The 19,017-nt window shown below is 37.9% G+C and carries 16 protein-coding genes and 1 other annotated feature (1 of these 17 cut by a window edge); of the genes, 3 read left to right on the top strand and 13 right to left on the bottom strand.

Annotation, left to right across the window (positions count from 1 at the left end):
- Window positions 1–101 precede the first annotated feature (101 nt).
- From AR328_RS07750 to AR328_RS07705, 10 genes are all read right to left on the bottom strand, one after another.
- Entirely contained in the window at window positions 102–875 is a 774-nt protein-coding gene (locus AR328_RS07750; protein WP_066292853.1) for a hypothetical protein, read from the bottom strand.
- Window positions 872–1,495 (bottom strand): hypothetical protein, encoded by a 624-nt coding sequence (locus AR328_RS07745; protein WP_066292850.1) that lies wholly within the window; start codon window positions 1,493–1,495, stop codon window positions 872–874. Before AR328_RS07745 ends, AR328_RS07750 begins: the two co-directional genes overlap by 4 nt.
- 2 nt (window positions 1,496–1,497) lie before the next feature.
- Complete coding sequence (gene pilM / locus AR328_RS07740; RefSeq protein ID WP_066292847.1) at window positions 1,498–2,475, bottom strand: type IV pilus biogenesis protein PilM; 978 nt, start codon at window positions 2,473–2,475, stop codon at window positions 1,498–1,500.
- A 21-nt stretch (window positions 2,476–2,496) separates the two neighbouring features.
- Window positions 2,497–3,243, bottom strand: coding sequence for a prepilin peptidase (locus AR328_RS07735; RefSeq protein ID WP_066294617.1), 747 nt, complete (start codon window positions 3,241–3,243; stop codon window positions 2,497–2,499).
- 29 nt (window positions 3,244–3,272) lie between these two features.
- On the bottom strand, window positions 3,273–3,701 hold the full coding sequence (locus AR328_RS07730; protein ID WP_066292844.1) for a type IV pilin protein: 429 nt from the start codon (window positions 3,699–3,701) through the stop codon (window positions 3,273–3,275).
- Window positions 3,702–3,807: 106 nt separating this feature from the next.
- Window positions 3,808–5,013, bottom strand: coding sequence for a type II secretion system F family protein (locus AR328_RS07725; RefSeq protein WP_066292840.1), 1,206 nt, complete (start codon window positions 5,011–5,013; stop codon window positions 3,808–3,810).
- Between the two features lies 1 nt (window position 5,014).
- On the bottom strand, window positions 5,015–6,055 hold the full coding sequence (locus AR328_RS07720) for a type IV pilus twitching motility protein PilT (RefSeq protein ID WP_066292834.1): 1,041 nt from the start codon (window positions 6,053–6,055) through the stop codon (window positions 5,015–5,017).
- Between the two features lie 11 nt (window positions 6,056–6,066).
- Window positions 6,067–7,725 (bottom strand): GspE/PulE family protein, encoded by a 1,659-nt coding sequence (locus AR328_RS07715; RefSeq protein ID WP_066292829.1) that lies wholly within the window; start codon window positions 7,723–7,725, stop codon window positions 6,067–6,069.
- Between the two features lie 22 nt (window positions 7,726–7,747).
- Entirely contained in the window at window positions 7,748–9,073 is a 1,326-nt protein-coding gene (locus AR328_RS07710) for a VanW family protein (protein ID WP_066292826.1), read from the bottom strand.
- 29 nt (window positions 9,074–9,102) lie between these two features.
- Window positions 9,103–9,930 carry a hypothetical protein gene (locus AR328_RS07705; RefSeq protein WP_066292823.1) on the bottom strand — a complete coding sequence of 276 codons (828 nt, stop codon included), beginning with the start codon at window positions 9,928–9,930 and terminating at the stop codon, window positions 9,103–9,105.
- 240 nt (window positions 9,931–10,170) lie between these two features.
- On the opposite strand from AR328_RS07705, the gene AR328_RS07700 reads away from it, so the two are divergent.
- From AR328_RS07700 to AR328_RS07690, 3 genes are read left to right on the top strand one after another with little or no spacing between them, the layout of a single operon-like run.
- Window positions 10,171–10,584, top strand: coding sequence for a type IV pilus modification PilV family protein (locus tag AR328_RS07700; protein WP_066292820.1), 414 nt, complete (start codon window positions 10,171–10,173; stop codon window positions 10,582–10,584).
- Window positions 10,581–10,976 (top strand): PilW family protein, encoded by a 396-nt coding sequence (locus tag AR328_RS07695; RefSeq protein WP_066292818.1) that lies wholly within the window; start codon window positions 10,581–10,583, stop codon window positions 10,974–10,976. Before AR328_RS07700 ends, AR328_RS07695 begins: the two co-directional genes overlap by 4 nt.
- A gap of 14 nt (window positions 10,977–10,990) precedes the next feature.
- Complete coding sequence (locus AR328_RS07690; protein ID WP_066292816.1) at window positions 10,991–12,199, top strand: hypothetical protein; 1,209 nt, start codon at window positions 10,991–10,993, stop codon at window positions 12,197–12,199.
- 668 nt (window positions 12,200–12,867) lie between these two features.
- On the opposite strand, the gene AR328_RS07685 is transcribed toward AR328_RS07690, so the two are convergent.
- From AR328_RS07685 to AR328_RS07675, 3 genes are all read right to left on the bottom strand, one after another.
- Window positions 12,868–14,583 (bottom strand): sensor domain-containing diguanylate cyclase, encoded by a 1,716-nt coding sequence (locus AR328_RS07685; RefSeq protein WP_082677160.1) that lies wholly within the window; start codon window positions 14,581–14,583, stop codon window positions 12,868–12,870.
- 78 nt (window positions 14,584–14,661) lie between these two features.
- Window positions 14,662–15,969: a bifunctional folylpolyglutamate synthase/dihydrofolate synthase gene (locus AR328_RS07680; protein ID WP_066294611.1), complete on the bottom strand. Its 1,308-nt coding sequence runs from the start codon at window positions 15,967–15,969 to the stop codon at window positions 14,662–14,664.
- A gap of 89 nt (window positions 15,970–16,058) precedes the next feature.
- The gene (locus AR328_RS07675) at window positions 16,059–18,704 is read right to left on the bottom strand and encodes a valine--tRNA ligase (RefSeq protein WP_066294608.1); all 2,646 of its coding nucleotides are present in this window, start codon (window positions 18,702–18,704) and stop codon (window positions 16,059–16,061) included.
- A 60-nt stretch (window positions 18,705–18,764) separates the two neighbouring features.
- Window positions 18,765–19,017, bottom strand: a binding site (T-box leader) (it continues 16 nt past the right edge of the window).

The raw sequence follows: 19,017 nt of genomic DNA, 5'->3' as shown, positions 1-19,017 counted from the left end.
CCTTCCATGTCGATTGATGATTATGTTTCATCCTAACATATCGAAAAAAAAAAATAACAAGACTTTTGTCGTCTTGTTACGTTGGATTTTCGTCAAATTTTTTAATAGTCTTGAGTTTGGTCTCCTGGTACTTTCTCTGATGGTTCGGAAATATTGCCGGACATACTAAATGGATTTTTCTTTTCGACAGTTTTCGGGACGGCCATCTTCGGAAGCTGGTCAATCAAGTCTGTCAGTGCTGGCATATAAAAGGCCGAGATTGTTATTTCAGACACAATAAGCTGCTTCTCTTGATCAGTTGAAACGACCTCTTCTTGGCCTTCAATTTGCAGATTTTCGACTAGGATGATCCGATTTTCCGATTCTATAGAATCAATGAACTTTTCCATTTCAAAATAGTTAGAGGAATTCACTGTTAACACAACTGTCGTTTTTTTCATTCCTACAGGCATAGGAATGTTCGATGTATTTTCTGCCTGTTCATCTGCCGGTGACTCTTCTAAATCTATCTCTAGCTGTTCCTCCGTTGTATCTTCTTCTATCTCACCCATCGAAAATTCCATATTAGTCACTAGACTTCCAGACACGACTTCCGCCTGCTCAATATCAAGCATCAGCTGCTCGACTAACGGTTTAACCGGCAGTTTCTTTTGTAGTTCTTCTGTTCCTTCTAACGAATCAGATCCAGTATCATGAATCTGACTTTCAATAACCGCGAGGAGCTGTTCTTCCGTTTGCAGTTCCCGTTGCTTATTAGCCAAAGTCGACTTTAATGGTTGGATATATAGAAAGTAAAGCCCTATAAATAACAAAATAATATTCATGATTCCAATAATCGAATACAGCTTTCCTTTTTTAGAAGATAGAAGGGTCATGATTCTTCCCCTCCTTTGCTGTCAGCCTCTTGTTTTATAAATGAACGGTTTAATATAACCTCATATTCCGCCAAATAACGAGGGAGGATTTTCTGCTGTTCAGACTCTATACTTGCAGCTTCGACCTTTTTTTCCTCTGCCAGCACATTCGTTGTTAACGAATTGATCATTGCGTCTTCTATCCATTCAGAATCTAGCATCGATTTTAAATAATAAGAGGCTTCTCGACTCGTATCAAATTGTACCGTGATAACAATATTGCCTGTTTCCTCATAGCTAAGGGTTTGCACAAAACCACGTTCAGGAAGTAACGCAGTAAACTGTCTCAAAATCGGTACTGTTTTTATCAGATAGTCTTCAGCCCAGGCTACAGCTTTTTTCAGCTCTTCTATTGAGTTTAACGATTCTGCATTGGCAATTTCCTCCTGCTCTGTGGCAATTAATTCCTGAGTAGCAGTCTGCTGCTTTGTAACAGATTCAATTTTCTCCTTATAGCCTTGCCCAATCCAGACTGTTATACCAACACCGATTAGCAAAATAAGAGTGAATGCACCGATAAGCATGTAAAGAGATGTTTTCCGTGATTCTTTTTTGGGGAGTAGGTTAATCTCAACGAGCATGCTTACACCTCTTTCAATGCAAGCCCCAGAGTAAGATAATGTGATCTTGGTAGATTATCTTCTGTTGCTAAATGAATAGTTTGATGTGGGATATCAAATCTTGCTTCTATTTCCTTTTCAATTAGATCAAGATAAGGGTGATCTCCATTTAACAGGATCTTGGATATTTGCTGTTTTCCTTGGTGAATCGAATATCGATAGAAATCAAGAAACTTCCCAATCTCCTTAAAAATATCCTCCAATTGAAAGAGCAAATCCGTTTGACTTCCACTGAATTGAAACTCTTGATTCTCTTTGCTGCTAGATTTAACAGACCAAAGATCATCATCAAAATCAATTAATAAATGATGCATAAATAGCGGGAATTGGTTTTCAAAAATACAAAGATTGACCATATTCAGATCAAATTGAATCATTAGTAGCCGTTCATCCTGATCTTGCATGTCCAACTGATGATATAGCCGATAGAGAGACAACGAAGAAATATCCGCAGCCGAAGGAACAAGCTTCACACTTGATAATAAATTCGCGCATTCCATAACATTTTCTTCTTGAGCCGCAAATATTAAAATTTCTTTTTTATCCTTCTCTTGATTTATTGTATACGTATCAAAGACAGGCTCCTCAAATGGAAGATGAATACTGCTGCCGAGCTCCAAATATAAATAGCCATTGATTTCATCATCTTTCACATCTGCAGGAATACTGGCTTTCCGGATTATAACGAACGAATCAGGTACGATGAATCGGACAGAACGTTTCGGAATCTTCCAATCAGTAATACATTCTTCCAGAATCGTTTCCAATGTGCCATGATCAATGATTTTTCCATCCCGAACGATCCCAAACGGAATAAACCGCTGACCCCATCTATAGATGCTAAGCGGATTCGTGTTCTTCAATTCAACAAACCGAATTGAATAGTCATTAATCACCAAATTGATGATGCGGTTTTTTCGAGAAAATACGGAAAATGCCATTGATTAAACCCCTTACTAAATTCAAGATGCCAAAAACGTAAAGTAGCTTCGGATGATAATATCTCCATAAAAATAAGCAGTCAGTGTTCCTGCAGCAATAAATGGACCAAATGGAATTGGATTTTTCCTTTTCAGCTTTCCGGTTAATAACCCAATTATACCAAAGACCGCTCCGTACAAAGTTGCGAGAAAGAAAGATAACAGAACGATTTTCGTACCAACCACTAGTCCTAACAAAGCAAAGAGCTTAATATCCCCTCCGCCCATTCCTCCTTTACTAATAATTGCAATCAAAAGCAGAAGGAAAAAACCTACAGCTGCCCCTAGGAGGGAATCCCACCCTGGATCAAGAGGTATAAGAGCCCGTTCCAATAAAAAAATCCCCATAAACACGAGCAACACTTTATCAGGGATGATCATATACGTGATATCAGAAACAGTAATTATCATAAATAATGAGATTAACGTCCAAGCGACAAACAGCTCGCTTGTCCAGCCTAATACTAATGGGGCTGCCGCAAACAGCAATCCTGTGAGCAGCTCCATGAATGGATAAATAGGAGAAATGCGCACCTTGCATTGGCGGCATTTTCCCCCTTGAAATAAATAGGATAGGACGGGAATCAGCTCAAATGGAGTGAGCTGATGTTTGCATTTTGGACAGGCTGACCGCGGTGCCACAATGGATTGGTTTTGTGGGACGCGGAGGCCGACTACGTTGAAGAAGGAGCCTAAACATATACCATATATAAAAATAAATGTGATTATCAATGTGTTACTCCTTAATTATTTTTACCTTAAGGGGTTGTTGTAGCTGTTCCTTTAGTACCACTTCCAGAAATTACATCGGCCTCTGTAGAGAATATAAATTTAATTCCTTTTTTATCAACATTCACATTAGAATAGGTGATTTTCCCATCAGTTCCAGGAGCTATTGTAATAGAATAGGTTCCGGGATTATCCAAATACTGATTTAGATTAGGAGTGCTAGTATTAGTTAATGTTGTTGAAGCTGTAACTTGAGTAGAAGCACTAAATAATTTTGCAGCATTCAATACCTGCACAGCCTCAGCCTTTACTGCATCCTCTTTTGACTTCTGAATAATTCCGCCTATGCTTGGCACCGCAATTGCGGCAATAATACCCAAAATAACGACAACAGCCAATAACTCAACCAACGTCAACCCACGCTGATTTTTCAGTTTTTTTCCAATCATTTTTAACATACAAACCTTCCTCTCAAATAAGAATAAATTAAGACTTAATACCTATCTATAATTATACTAGAAACTAAATAAAATAATAGATAAAAATGTTAATAAATTGCAAACATTATCCAACCTGGTTAAAGATTTCAAACATTGGTACCATAATAGAAGTCACAATTGTTCCGACAATGCCAGCAAGGAAGACAATCATTAACGGTTCAATAAGAGATTTAATTCTATCCGTACTGTTTTCTACCTCTTTTTCATAGAAATCAGCTACTTTTCCAAGCATAGCATCTAGTGATCCTGTTTCTTCCCCGATCACAATCATTTGTGTTACTAGAGGAGGAAAGGCCCAGTGTTTTTTCATCGGTTCAGTTAGTGATCGCCCCCTTTCAAGAGAGTTTCTAGACTCACGAATAACCTTGGCAATTACCTCATTCTCTACAACTCTTTCGACAATCGTCATAGCTTGCAATATGGGCACTGAACTAGTAAATAATGAACTAAGCGTCCTTGTCATTCTAGCAAGGACTGCCTTTTGCAGCATTTTACCGAATATAGGAATTCGCAGGATAAAGTAATCCAAATAGTATTTTGTCTGCGGATTTTTTCTAAGCATAACAATACTAATGGCTAGTGCAAAGAAAAACAGAACGATTAACCACCAATACCTCTGCATAAACTCACTTGAACTTAAAACAAACTTCGTTATTGCAGGCAGTTCCCCGCCAAAATCTTCGAACATGGCGACAAACGTAGGAACAACGGATACTAATAGGAAAATAACTACTCCAATTGCTACAATACCAACAACTATTGGATAAGCAAGTGCGGATTTAATTTTCTGCCGTGTGCCATGCTGCTTTTCATAATGCTCAGCTAGCCGGTCCAATGTTTCATCCATATTCCCGCCAGCTTCACCGGCTCGAACCATATTAATAAACATTGGTGTAAAGATTTCCTTATGTTTTGCAGCTGCATCTGACAAAGGATTTCCTTCACGTAAATCCTGTTCAATATCAAGTAAAGCTTTTTTCAATGCTTTACTCTCTGTTTGAGCTGATAGTATTTTCGTAGAGTCTACTACTGAAACTCCTGCCTTTAAAAGGGTAGAAAACTGTCGAAGATAAATGACAAAATGCTGAAGCTTCACGGGATTTCCAATAGAGATATCCTTTGTAAAAATGGATTCAGGCACCTCTGTTATTTCAAGAATTCTGATGCCATCCTCTCGAAGCTTAAACATTGCTTCCCGTTTGGATGTGGAATTTATGACTCCTTCTACTTTCCCTTTTCGGTCTCTGCCGGAATATTTAAACCGTGCCATATTAAACTAGCAGCTCCTGTAAAAATGGTTCGGCCGCATCCTTTGAGATTATGCCGGATTGAATAAGATCTTTAATACTCGCCTCAAGCGTATGCATCCCTTGCGCCCGTGAAGTTTGCATGATACTAATGATTTGATGAATTTTTTCATTTCGTATTAGGTTGGCAACAGCTGAATTGTTTATGAGAATTTCAGTCGCTGCTTTCCGGCCTTTTCTATCTTCCCTCTGAAAAAGACGCTGCGAAACAATTCCCACTAAAACAGAAGCTAGCTGAATTCGAATTTGCGGCTGCTGTGCTGGAGGAAATACGTCAATAATCCGATTAATCGTTGCAGGAGCGCTTGATGTATGTAAAGTACCCAAAACTAAATGTCCAGTTTCCGCAGCGGTAATCGCGGTTTGAATTGTTTCCAAATCACGCATCTCACCGACTAAAATAATGTCTGGGTCCTGACGCAAGGCAGCCCTCAAACCGTTGGCAAAATTTCTCGTATCAAAGCCAACCTCCCGCTGATCAATAATCGAGTTCCCATGCTTGTGCAAATACTCAATCGGATCCTCAAGTGTAATAATATGCTTACGCATCGTTTCATTCATATATTGGATCATTGAAGCAAGAGTCGTTGACTTTCCGCTCCCTGTTGGTCCTGTGACAAGAACAAGGCCCTGTGGCTTTTCGGAAATTTTCCGTAAAATATTCGGCAGCTCCAGTTCATCAATTGTCGGGATTCTTGTTGGCACGACACGAATCGCCAATGCAATACACGACCTCTGTTGATATGTATTTACACGGAATCTGGAAACACCGGGAATGCCGTAGGAAAAATCCAATTCGCCTTTTTCCTTGAATTGCTCCCACATATGTTCTGGGACAATCGCACGTGCCATCCCCTCAGTTTCCTCAGGCTTTAATGTGTCCTTCCCATATTTTTTTAAATCCCCATTGATTCTAAGGACTGGCTGTATGCCTACAGTTAAATGTAAATCTGATGCTTTTAATTCAAATGCGGCGCGTAATAAATAATCTATTTTTTCCTTCATCTTTCGCACCCCTATTCAAGTATTGCGACTCTTAGAACTTCTTCTGTTGTTGTTACCCCTTGTTTCACCTTTAATAAACCATCATCAATAAGGAAAATGGTTTTATTTTGGATCGCTAACTCTCTTAATCTTGAAATAGATTCGCCATTCATAATCATTCTTCTTATGTCATCATTTACGACAAGAACTTCATGAATCGCAAGCCTCCCTTTATAACCCGTCATATTACAAGATGAACATCCGCGTCCACGAGTTACTTTTTCAATGTTCATGCCTCTTTTTGCAAAGATTTCAACCTCACGCTTAGATGGAACATGTTCTTCTGAGCAGTCTCTGCATATCCGCCTTACGAGACGCTGGGCGACAATTCCGCTTAAAGAGGAGGCAACTAGGAAAGGCTCAACCCCCATATCCATCAGTCTTGTAATGGTCCCGATGGAGTCATTTGTATGTAAAGTACTTAATACTAAATGTCCTGTCAAAGACGCCCTGATAGCGACTTCAACTGTTTCCTTATCCCGAATCTCACCGACCATAATGATATTAGGGTCTTGACGAAGAATAGAGCGCAAGCCTGCCGCAAATGTCATCCCGATATTGGAATTTACTTGAATTTGATTAATGCCTTCAAGTTGGTACTCAACCGGATCTTCAATCGTAATAATATTCACTTCTTCACTGTTTAACTGGTTTAATGCCGCATATAAAGTCGATGATTTCCCAGAACCTGTAGGGCCTGTTAACAGAACAATTCCCGTTGGCCTTTCGATCATGTCTTTAAATCGCTTTAAATTTAATTTATTGAAACCTAGCTTGTTTATATCATTTAAAGAGCTGCCTAAATCGAGAATCCGCATAACCACTTTTTCGCCAAATACAGTAGGCAAAGTGGAAACACGTAAATCAACAGGATGAAAGTCAAGGTTTACTTTAATTCTTCCGTCCTGCGGAATTCGGTGCTCTGTAATATCTAGGTTTGCGAGTATTTTGATTCTGGCAATAAGAACACCCTGCATGTGCTTTGGTAGAACCCGTTCTACTCTAAGGACCCCATCAATTCTATAACGAACAACAACTTTCGTTTCCTGTGGGTCAATGTGAATATCACTAGCTTTCATCGTAACAGCATTTGATAAAATTTGGTTCACTAATTTTACAATGGGTGAATCCTGATCAGTTATTTCTTCTTGAACTGTCTCCGTTTGCGTATCCTCACCCAGTAATTCTTCAAAGCCCTCATCGATGTCATAATACTTGTTTATCGCTCTTAAAATATCATCTTTCGTTGCAATAGCCGTCTCTATTTGGAATCCTGTTGATAGACGTAAATCATCAATCGCAAAAAAGTCCATTGGATCTGCCATAGCGACGAATAGCTTGTCCCCGTCTCTTTTCATAGGAATTAAGAGCTGACGCTTTGCTATCTCTTTTGGAATAATATTGAATAGCTTTGTATCAAATGGATATCGATACAGGCTTATATGTGGAATGCCAAGCTGGAATTCAAGTACTTCAATAAGCTGCTGTTCTGTAATATATCCCCTTTGAAGAAGAGCATCACCAAGCTTTTGCCCATCGCTCTTTTCCTTTAATGTTACTACAAGCTGCTCTTCTGTAATAAGGCCAGCATTTACAAGTAAATCACCAAGCCGCTGCCGATTTTGTTTCATGTACTATCCCTGCTTTATATGATTATTTCATTTGCTCAATGGGCTTGCCCCAGAGATCACTATTCGATTCAAGCACTCCTCCAATTGCCTCTTCATCCGTCTCAGAACTTGTCGAATTGCTATTATTACTCTGTTGATTATTATCTAGCGACTCAGCATTTTCCGAACCTGTCTCTTCTTGAATGTCAGCTTCAACTTCGGCGTTATTAATGAGACCATTCACTTCAATTTGATGAATAGGAGGATAGAAATCTTCTGAAATAGCTTCACTCCTTAAAAATGCGCCTTTTTCATCATAAATCGCTCGAAAAACTTTAATAAACAAGCCTTCCTTTCCTTGCCTTTCAACCACTTTTTCACCAGGTTCCAACAAAGAATTATACTGTTTTATAATCTTCGGTTTAAAGCTTTGTTCATCCTTTGAAACAACCTCATACGTATGTAAAAAAGATTTCCCTTTAAGTGAAAAGATTAATGTATTGTCAAAAAACTCCATATTAATTTCGTATGGTATTTTATTTGGATTAGCAAAAATCAGATCCATATTTTTTTGTAAATCTATTTTTGCTTCAAAACCTAATGGAATGAAATCAGGCTTTTCATTCCCAATATTTCTTTCAATAATTGCAAAGTTAGTCGGCAAAATTAATTGGTATATGCCAGAAGCTATGGCATTTAGAGCCTCTTCAGACACATCGTTAAGCCCTTTTTCTTCAATTAACTTGAGCAAAGAGAACCTACTATTGGCTGGAATCTCAATAGGTTTATCAATTATACTGCTTAACTGAACGTCATCTGTTTTAACTTGAACTTCATGAAGCACAACATCTTCATTGAAAGTTGAACTAGTCAGATAGTCTTCTAGTTTTAATTCAAGTTGTTCAGATTGTAATTGTGCAGCACTATTTAACAAATCCGTTTGTAATTTCTCAAAATTAATAGTCTGGGAATCTATTGTCGGGTATGAATTCAAGATGGATTCTTCTAGTGTGTTCTCTTCAAAATGGACAATCACCATATTCCTCTGTCCATGTTGTGCAGTTTTAACGGATTCCGTCACATTAAACCGAATCAAAGCATTGTCTAACTGAATCTGTTTTTCTTTAAAATGAATATTTATTACCATTTCATCTAACCAAAGGGTTAACTGCTCATCTACTGCTCTTATCGCCTCTAATTCATTTTTACCCGAAATGTTAACATTTCCAACCATCGTATTCTCACCAAAAATGTCTCCATTTTTGATTATCGAATTGAAGGCCGAAGCACCATAATGCGAGAAGGCGAAGATAAAAAAAGTACAAAGAAAAAGCACAATAAAAATTTTAACTCCCTGCTTGTTTTTCACCTAGCCGACTCCCTTTCAATGATGCTTACTTATTTATGAAAAATTAGTTCTTCAATTTCGATTTCTTCATTCAAATCTTTTGATTTCTTATTATCTTCTTTTATTTGAAGTTCTTTTGTAAACACAATTTCCTCTAGCTCTTCCATTACAGGTTGAGAAATAGGCGTAATTGTATTAGGCATCTTTTCTGTTCCATCCCCTATGTCATTTCCATCGAGTAATCTCTCAATTTCGGACATATAAGCTTTTTCGGAATGATTCTCCTGAAGATCCGTACTACCCACTTCTCCTTTAATGGTGATTGCTGCCACCCGATTTTCTAGAAATGATACATCCTCGTCGAAGTCCAAAGGATTTTCCGTTTTTTCAGTTTCAAACTTTTTATGTACACCTATTTTAATTTCCTCTGCGGCTTCGTCTTGCTTGTCGATAGAATATGCCAATTTTATTAAATCATCATCTTCTTGAGAGATCTCGCTACTTACAGCTACTTCACTTATCACAGTTGTTAAATTTTCTTTTTCAATGATTATGTTTAGTTTCTCATTTTCACTATGTACAGTTTCTTTTTCAATAGAAATGATTTTCTTATGTATCGATTCAGATTCTACTTTGGATTGAGGAATTGCCACTACTCTTTTCTCTAACAAAAGGGCAATTAATCCACAAAGTAGAACAATAATCAATATTGCTTGATAAAATGGAATTTGCATGTTAGCCATAAGTCCTATATTTGCTAGTAAGAAAGCAACTCCAACCAAACAGATTTTCCACTTATTTGAAATTCCAATCGGCATGAAAAGCAGAACGGGCGTAAGAATAACCAGTGAAACTATCGAAAATATAATAGTTATCATTCCTCAACCCCCCCATAGAAAATTATAATTCGAATTTATCACAAAAACCTTAGGAAAAATGTTACAGATTATCAAAAACTACTATAATAGACCTAAATAAAAACTTATCTTGAATGATTCATATTGTATAATAAAGTTAATTGTATGGAAAGAGCTCAATACTGGAATATGGTTGATTTTGTAGTTTTTTAATCAAAATTTACTACACTATGAATTTTGGTTTTAATGGGGGATAAAAGCATGAGGTTTTTGAAAAATGAAAAAGGATTAACTCTTATTGAAATTTTGGTAGCTATAACACTTTTATCAATAGTACTAATAACATTTTTTACAATTTTTATTCAGTCCGCCAAGTTTACCCATTATAACAAAGAAAAGTTAACTGCTATTGATGTTGGCGAAAAAGTAGTAGGAGACATTCGAAATTTATCGTCTTACAAACAACTGTTACAAAAGGGTTATAGGCTAGAGAATGGTGTTTTTTATGTAAACGATACAACATATGCTGAATATAAAGTTAAAATTGAGATAAAAGAAATTATTTCTTCTAAATTAAGAAGGATAAAGATCGATGTAACGTCAATTCCACAAAGTAATATCGCTGATTCCTTTTTTACAACTGAAATGTACATAAAAGAGGAGGAAACAACATGAATAATCAGCGTGGTTTTACTTTAGTTGAACTATTAGCTACCATCACTATCCTAGCTTTGATCATTACATTACTTAGCAGTATTTTAATAGATGGAAAAAAAGCATATAACCGAAATACTACAAATCAACTGCTGCAACAAGAAGCTAACTATATTACCGAAATAGTCCGAAGAGAATACTTGAGAAAGTACGATGAAGGAAAAATGAGTAACCCTATCAAACTTTCTGTTCAAGACAATATATTAAAAATGGATGGAAAGGTCATATCAGAAGGATTTAACTATATAGTCCTTAATGTTTCAAGAAAAAGCAATCCAGTTCACTTCTATTTAGAGCTAGAAAAAGATGGATTAACATATACTGTCGAAACAACATTCAGTAAGTTAAATTGAGAGGTGGAATAAAGATGTTTCATAATGAAAAGGGAGGGGCACTTCCTACTGTCTTATTGTTAATGATCCTTTTTACAACAATAGGGTTAACTATGCTGTCGATGAATCTTTCATCCACCAAACAATTTAATAAAAAGGAAGAAAATGTTCAAGCAAGGCACTTGGCTGAAATGGGGGTTTTGCATTATAAAACCTTGATTGATCAAAGAGTAATGGTATTTAATGCAGATCCAAATAACTATTTAAAGTATAAAGACAAAGATAAAAAAATAATAGATCAAGAAGCTTCTAGAATAGCATATTGTAACAATTTGTATAGCAAAGTGAGCAAATTCAGTGTTAGTGTTCTGTCACCTCCACTTGAAACTGGCAGTTATTCAACAAAGGATATTAATGGAGGGTGTAATTTAGATAAAAATGAAATTGTGCTTTTTGTCACTAGCAATGGATCCATAAAGGAGAAAGATAATAGTGATGCTGTAATTGATGCAACCATAACAATTGCACCATTAAACAATGGTAATGGTAATGATAATATTAAACTTGATCCATTCGAACAAGTTCCAAAGAAACCTACATTCTCTGGCAGTAAAACCCAAATCTTAACCCTTGATGATATTAAGAATCTAAAGAATGTCAGCGTTGTGTATTCACAGACAAACAAAAACCCATTCAGCACTGATGCCTTTGTCGAGTTATTAGGTTCAGTTGATATACAGAAAAAGTCAAACTGGGCTTTTAACAATAATTTGATAATTAATGGAAGTCTTGGAATGAAAACTGCGGGGAGTAATACCTCAATTTTGGATGTAGAAAATGATTTATTTATTGGCGGAGCCTTACACACTGATAATCACAATATCATAAATGTTGATGGGAATTTTATGGCTATGGGCAGAGTTAATTTTGGGACAAAATCTGTTTTAAATGTTGGAGGCAATGCCCTATTTGATAGTCAAATTGAGGTTATTGATACCCACGCAGAAATCACCATTCAACAAAATGCATATTTTAAAAAGCAAATAACTAATGTAAAAAATAAAGCTTCGGTTTGTGTAAAGGGTGACATTTATTTGTGGAAAAACAATCAATGGTCACCTTATTTACCAGAGGATACCGGGTATGATGCATTTAATAAGAACTGTTTACGTACTTCTGAGCCTATTGGAGGCGGTCTTTACAATTGGTTAGTACACCCTAATATTGAAGCAGAATATTACTAATACAATATAGTAAAGCCGATATCACCTATGCGTATATCGGTAAGAAGTTTATTTTTTGATTTTGAATACTATCATTTCCTAATTACCTTATAAAAGAGATAAGCCCCCCCAAAATTTTGTTGGGGGTTTTCCTATTTCTCATACTCATCTACCTGATTCCTCCTCAAAACGCGCTCCATGAACACTTTATAGTCATCGTTTTGATTGAAGTTTCCCAAAAACGCGCTCCATGAACACTTCATAGTCATCATTTTGAATGAAGATTCCTCATAACACGCTCCATGAACACTTCATAGTCATCATTTTGAATGAAGATTCCTCATAACACGCACTATGAACGCTTCATAGTCATCGTTTTGATTGAAGTTTCCCCAAAACACGCTCCATGAACACTTCATAGTCTTCGTTTTGAACGAAGACCCCTCGAAACACGCACCATGAACGCTTCATAGTCATCGTTTTGTATGAAGATCACTCAAAACACGCTCCATGAACACTTCATAGTCCTCGTTTCGAATGAAGATTCCTCAAAACGCGCACCATGAACGCTTCATAGTCATCCTTTCACCAAAAGACACCACAAAACACGCACCATGAACCGATAAAAGTGCATTCCTTATATTTAATAGCGTAAATAGAAAGACCCCCAAAAACCTTGGGGGTCTTAACTATTTCACATACTCCGCCACTCGATTCCTCCCCGCTCGTTTTGCACCGACATATAGGGCCCGGTCGGCGTGGCGAATGAGTGCGAGGGGTTCGTCTGCGTCATGAGGGGCAGCGGCGACTCCGATGGATGCTGTGATATGGACTTGCTGGATTTGTTCGTTTTTCCCGATATGGTGTTCGAGTGTGAAAATGTAGTCTGCGATTTTTTGTCTAACCTGTTCAGCTATTTTGACAGCATTGCTTTTTTCTATATTTGGAAGAAGGATCACGAACTCTTCTCCCCCGTATCGTGCAATTGTGCCTTTTTGCCCTATTAAGTCTGTTAGAAGATTAGCAAGCTGATATAGAATTTCATTCCCGCTTTGATGACCATACATATCGTTAACCGACTTGAAATGATCAATATCTAGAATAATTAGAGAGATTACTTCTCTTTCCTGATTTTTTAATTTTTCGCACTCAAAGCTTAGACGATTTTCAAAGTAACGGTAATTGTATAGCTTTGTTAAGGCACAGCGTTCGCTTTGTGCTTTTGTTTTTTCATAGTTTCTAGCATTTTCGATTGCAATAGCAAAGTGGGAGCATAGGATATCGACGATCATGAGCTGGGATTTTTCATAGGCCCTTTTCTGAGAAGATGCTAGAAAAAGTACCCCGATGGCCTCACTATTGCGGACAATCGGCATACTTAAAACGCTTTCGACCTTATCAGGCATATAGCCTTTCACGATATTCTTCCATTCTTTTTGAGAGTTGAAAAGTGCTGCTTTCTTCTGTTGCCAAACAAGACCGCTAATCCCTTCGCTTTTCCGTAGCGGTTCTATTTTTGAAGATTTTATTTCTCCCTTTTCAACCTGGCGAATAATTTGTAGTTCCTCATTATCAATAATATCGAGAATATAAGCATAATCAACAGGCAGCATTTCGGTCAGCTTCTGTATAAATAAATCGAGGACCTCATCTACATTTAAACTCTCAGCGAGCTGGTGGCCGATTTCTGTCGCGTTTTGCAATAATTCATTGATTTTTCTGCTAGAATAATACAAATTCAATATAATAGAAAGGCTCGCAAATGGAATTCCGACAAAAATAAGGGCAACGAGACCCAATTCTTTGTATAGAATGAAAAGAACAAAACCCATTGGGAAAGTAATAATTGTCGTTACAGTTTCCCAAATAAAATCAATGCCAAATGTCTCTCGTTTCCCATTATAAAGAACCATATTAATGATCCAAATAAAGAAATGATTAAATATATAATAGAGAATCGGATAAATAGGAATCAGCCAAAAAGAATGATCCATTTCCGCTAATCTTGCACCAGGGCTGCCGCCAAGCTTGTAATAAATTGTACCGCTCAGGAAGGAAACGAACAAAAACATAAGTGAGTTTAGGGGAAGCCGAAAAATTTGTTCTTTTGTTAATTTAACTCTTATAAATAAGGCGATTAACGTTAACTGAACGATAATCAATTCAATAAACAAGCCAAAAGTTAAAAATAAAGCCCAGGCAACCCACTGTAATAGGAAAATAGGTGTTCCGTTTATTATCATTGGGGTTGCTGCTACAAAGAGCGCAAGAATTAGGAAAACAAAAATGTCAATTTCGGCTACAGTTATATGAGGAGGGTATAACTGATAGATTAGCCATAAGCTTGGTGGGAAAATAAGGACCCATAGCCCCCAAATTACCTTTTTCTTAATAGCACTTATCATTTTCGCCCCTCCTCGCAAACATTTATAGGAAAATAGTAACAAGACCATCTTATCAAATTTTCAAAATAATGTCACATATCATTTCTTTAACATTTTTGCTAGATAAGGCTTCATTTCCGATAAAAAGTATAGAGAGCCTGTTATTGCAAGTATTTCACTTTCTTGCAGTGGTCTGATATTTTCTTCAATGGCTTTTTTCCAATCAGGGTTAAAATGCTTATTTATATTTCCGCTTAGTTCAAATAAGTCCTTTGCTTTAGCCGCACGTGGATAGTCAAATTCAACAAAGGTAATTTTGTCAGCGATTGCATCTAAATTCTCAATCATTTTATCTAGTTTTTTGTCTGCAAGGGCTGTAAAGATGAGGTTTATTTTTTTGTCGCTAAAGCGATTTTTCAACTCATGTATAAATGCAGTAATCCCTTCCTCATTATGGGCGCCATCAATGACAACCACTGGGTCTTTAGACATCATTTCGAATCTTCCTGGCCAATAAGCCTTTTTTAACCCGCTATAAAGATGCTCGTCCTCAATTAAAAAGGAATAAAACTTATTTAATACTTCTGCTGCCATAACGGCTAATGCCGCATTTTCTGTCTGATGTTTACCTGCCATTGATATTTCGAGATTTTCCCATTCTTTAAACGGTGTTTTTTGCGTAAATACTTCTCCAATTTCGGTTGATGTGTGCTCTCGAATGACTATTTCGTTTCCTAGTGAATAGATTGGAGCATTCAGTTCTCCTGCTTTTTCAAGGATTACTTGTAGAGCTTCCTCCTGTTTAACAGCTGTGATTACACTTACACCTGGTTTAATAATACCAGCCTTTTCAAAAGCAATCTCTGCATGTGTGTCGCCGAGAATGCCAGTATGGTCAAGACCGATATTCGTGATAATGGAAAGGATCGGCAAAATTATGTTGGTTGAATCAAATCTGCCGCCAAGGCCTACTTCAAAAAGCACAATGTCAACGGGATTTACACGTCCAAAATATTGTAAAGCCATAGCGGTAATAATTTCAAATTCGGTTGGACCGCCGAGCTCTGTTTCCTCTAATTCAAGTGAAAGGGGGTAGATATCATTAGCCAATCTAATAATTTCATCATCGCTTACCGGTATTCCATTGATCGATATTCGTTCATTAAATTGTTCGAAATAAGGAGAAGTGAACGTCCCGACAGCATAACCTGCATCCTGGAGTATTGAGCGCAGATAAGTAACCGTTGACCCCTTGCCGTTCGTTCCACCTATATGCACCGATTTTACCCTTCTCTCGGGGTGATCCAGTTTTTCCATCATCCATTCCATTCTTTTGAGCCCTGGCTTGACTCCAAGCCTTAGCCTAGAGTGAATCCAAGAAACAGCCTCTTCATAAGTTGTAAACATGATTACTGCCTCCAAAAATGACGTTATATTATGTAATTTTTTAATAGCAAGAGGAAGACGAACCCATATGGATTCGCCTTCAACCAAATTTATTCCCCTTTTAATTCTTTAATGCGTGCTTCTACGGCTGCTCGCTTTTCGCTGTAGTCCTGCATTTTTGCTTTCTCTTCTTCAATTACCTTTTCCGGAGCTTTTTTGACAAAGCCTTCATTGCTGAGTTTCTTTTGAACCCGCTCCACTTCTTTATCTAATTTCTCCCATTCCTTCTGCAGACGGGCTACTTCTTCCTCGATATTGATTAACCCTTCAAGCGGAAGAATAATTTCTGCACCTGTAACGATAGAAGTCATAGCCTTCTCAGGTGTTTCTACTTCAATCGCAACTGTCAGCTCTTCTGGATTACAGAAGCGTTCAATGTATCCACGGTTATTTTCAAGAGTACTAAGAACAGACTCGTCTTTGGCCTTTAAAATCATTTTGATTTTCTTGCTTAGCGGAGTGTTTACTTCCGCGCGGCTATTACGTACGGAACGAATGATTTCTACTAAAAGCTTCATTTCGCCTGCCGCGCGGGTGTCTGTAAATTCCGCATTTACTTTAGGCCATTCCGCAACTGTAATGGATTCCCCAGCATGAGGAAGGTTCTGCCAAATTTCTTCTGTGATAAACGGCATGAACGGGTGCAATAGACGCATCGTATTGTCTAAAACATAAGCCAATATAGAACGAGTTGTTTTCTTTGCCGCTTCATTTTCACCGTATAGCGGAAGCTTCGCCATTTCAATATACCAATCACAGAAATCATCCCAGATAAAGTTGTATAGTACGCGGCCAACTTCTCCGAATTCATAACGGTCGGACAATCTTGTCACCGTTTCAATCGTTTCATTTAACCTTGTTAAAATCCATTTATCAGCAACCGATTTTTCTCCTGTTAAATCGATTTCTTCAAATGTTAATCCATCCATATTCATTAAAGCAAAACGGGATGCGTTCCAAATCTTATTCGCAAAATTCCATGTTGCTTCAACCTTTTCCATGCCAAAACGCAAATCATGGCCTGGAGAGCTTCCTGTTGATAAGAAATAACGCAGTGAATCTGCACCATACTTATCAATGACATCCATTGGGTCTACACCGTTGCCAAGGGATTTACTCATTTTGCGTCCTTCCGCATCACGAACAAGGCCATGGATTAATACGTCTTTAAACGGTCTTTGTTCTGTAAATTCTAGTCCTTGGAAAATCATCCGAGATACCCAGAAGAAAATAATATCATAGCCTGTAACGAGACAGTCTGTCGGATAATAACGTTTGAAATCCGCTGATTCAACGTCCGGCCAGCCCATTGTTGAAAATGGCCATAAAGCAGAACTGAACCATGTGTCTAAGACATCTTTATCCTGTTCCCAGTTTTCAATATCTTCTGGAGCTTCTTGCGCTACATACACTTCACCAGTTTCTTTATGGTACCAGGCTGGAATCCGATGTCCCCACCAAAGCTGACGAGAAATACACCAGTCGCGAATATTTTCCATCCAGCGCAAGTACGTATTTTCAAATCGGTCGGGAACAAAGTTTACTTTTTCTTCCTTCGACTGCAGGGCAATGGCTTCATCTGCTAACGGCTGCATTTTTACGAACCATTGAGTTGATAAATATGGCTCGACAACGGCACCGCTTCGTTCAGAGTGGCCAACTGAATGCATATGCTCTTCAATTTTGAATAATACACCTTGCTCCTGCAGATCTTTAACAATTTGCTTACGGCATTCGAAACGGTCCATATCCTTATATTTGCCGGCTCTATCATTCATTGTGCCGTCTTCATTCATAACAAGAACTCGTTCTAGATTATGGCGATTTCCGATTTCAAAGTCATTTGGGTCATGTGCAGGTGTAATTTTTACAGCTCCTGAACCAAATTCCATATCAACATAATCATCTCCGACAATTGGAATTTCACGGCCAACAATCGGGAGCTTAACCGTTTTCCCAATTAAGTGCGTATAACGGTCATCTTCCGGATGAACAGCTACTGCTGTATCACCTAACATCGTTTCAGGACGAGTTGTTGCAATTTCAATATGTCCTGTGCCATCAGTGAGCGGGTATCTCATATGGTAAAACGCACCCTGAACATCCTTATGAATAACCTCGATATCTGATAAAGCTGTTTTCGTTGAAGGGTCCCAGTTGATAATATATTCGCCCCGGTAAATAAGCCCTTTATTGTATAAACTCACAAATACTTCACGAACAGCCTTTGATAAGCCTTCATCAAGTGTGAAACGCTCACGTGAATAATCTAAACCAAGTCCAAGCTTAGACCATTGCTGGCGGATATGGCTAGCATATTCCTCTTTCCATTTCCAAGTTTCTTCAACAAATTTTTCACGGCCTAAATCATAGCGGCTTTTTCCTTCACTGCGAAGCTTTTCCTCTACTTTTGCCTGAGTTGCAATCCCCGCATGGTCCATTCCTGGCAGCCATAGAACATCATAGCCCTGCATACGCTTCATTCGTGTCAAAATGTCTTGTAGAGTCGTATCCCATGCGTGGCCTAAATGAAGCCTTCCTGTCACGTTGGGAGGGGGAATAACGATTGTATATGGCTCTTTATCCGCATCATCCTTTGCCTCGAAAAATTTCCCCTTCAGCCACCATTCATAGCGTCCCTGTTCAATTGTTTGAGGATCATATTTGGTCGGCATTGTTAATTCCTTCGTTTCCATTTCATTCATTCCTTTCGATTACATCCATTATCCTAAAAAAACAAAAAACCCCATTCGTCATAAAAGGACGAATGGAGTTTGCTTCGCGGTACCACCTTTTTTTCAACCGAAAATAGAAAAGCAGGGACGACTTAACGCCCGCAATCTATAATTGATTGACTCTTAACTAGATAACGGATTTCCCGTCTTCCACTACTCGAATTTGCATCCTTTCGCGAAAGAAGCTCAAGGGCGACCTTCCAACGGATCTGCTTAGAAAACCTTTCAGCTAATAGTTTTCCTCTCTAAAAGCAAATAGCCATCGTACTCTTCC

The sequence above is a fragment of the Bacillus sp. FJAT-29937 genome, from assembly GCF_001509555.1.
Lineage (GTDB): Bacteria > Bacillota > Bacilli > Bacillales > Cytobacillaceae > Cytobacillus.
The sequence above is the reverse complement of the archived record's forward strand: the minus strand, read 5'-3'. Positions and strand labels throughout refer to the sequence as shown.

Bases quoted from the DNA above. Each gene is read 5' to 3' on its own strand.
- AR328_RS07705 (WP_066292823.1), bottom strand. From the start codon at position 9,930: ATGATAACTATTATATTTTCGATAGTTTCACTGGTTATTCTTACGCCC.
- AR328_RS07700 (WP_066292820.1), top strand. From the start codon at position 10,171: ATGAGGTTTTTGAAAAATGAAAAAGGATTAACTCTTATTGAAATTTTG.
- AR328_RS07720 (WP_066292834.1), bottom strand. From the start codon at position 6,055: ATGAAGGAAAAAATAGATTATTTATTACGCGCCGCATTTGAATTAAAA.
- AR328_RS07685 (WP_082677160.1), bottom strand. From the start codon at position 14,583: ATGATAAGTGCTATTAAGAAAAAGGTAATTTGGGGGCTATGGGTCCTT.
- AR328_RS07680 (WP_066294611.1), bottom strand. From the start codon at position 15,969: ATGTTTACAACTTATGAAGAGGCTGTTTCTTGGATTCACTCTAGGCTA.
- AR328_RS07675 (WP_066294608.1), bottom strand. From the start codon at position 18,704: ATGGAAACGAAGGAATTAACAATGCCGACCAAATATGATCCTCAAACA.
- AR328_RS07730 (WP_066292844.1), bottom strand. From the start codon at position 3,701: ATGTTAAAAATGATTGGAAAAAAACTGAAAAATCAGCGTGGGTTGACG.
- AR328_RS07695 (WP_066292818.1), top strand. From the start codon at position 10,581: ATGAATAATCAGCGTGGTTTTACTTTAGTTGAACTATTAGCTACCATC.
- AR328_RS07715 (WP_066292829.1), bottom strand. From the start codon at position 7,725: ATGAAACAAAATCGGCAGCGGCTTGGTGATTTACTTGTAAATGCTGGC.
- AR328_RS07690 (WP_066292816.1), top strand. From the start codon at position 10,991: ATGTTTCATAATGAAAAGGGAGGGGCACTTCCTACTGTCTTATTGTTA.
- AR328_RS07725 (WP_066292840.1), bottom strand. From the start codon at position 5,013: ATGGCACGGTTTAAATATTCCGGCAGAGACCGAAAAGGGAAAGTAGAA.
- AR328_RS07745 (WP_066292850.1), bottom strand. From the start codon at position 1,495: ATGCTCGTTGAGATTAACCTACTCCCCAAAAAAGAATCACGGAAAACA.
- AR328_RS07750 (WP_066292853.1), bottom strand. From the start codon at position 875: ATGACCCTTCTATCTTCTAAAAAAGGAAAGCTGTATTCGATTATTGGA.
- pilM (WP_066292847.1), bottom strand. From the start codon at position 2,475: ATGGCATTTTCCGTATTTTCTCGAAAAAACCGCATCATCAATTTGGTG.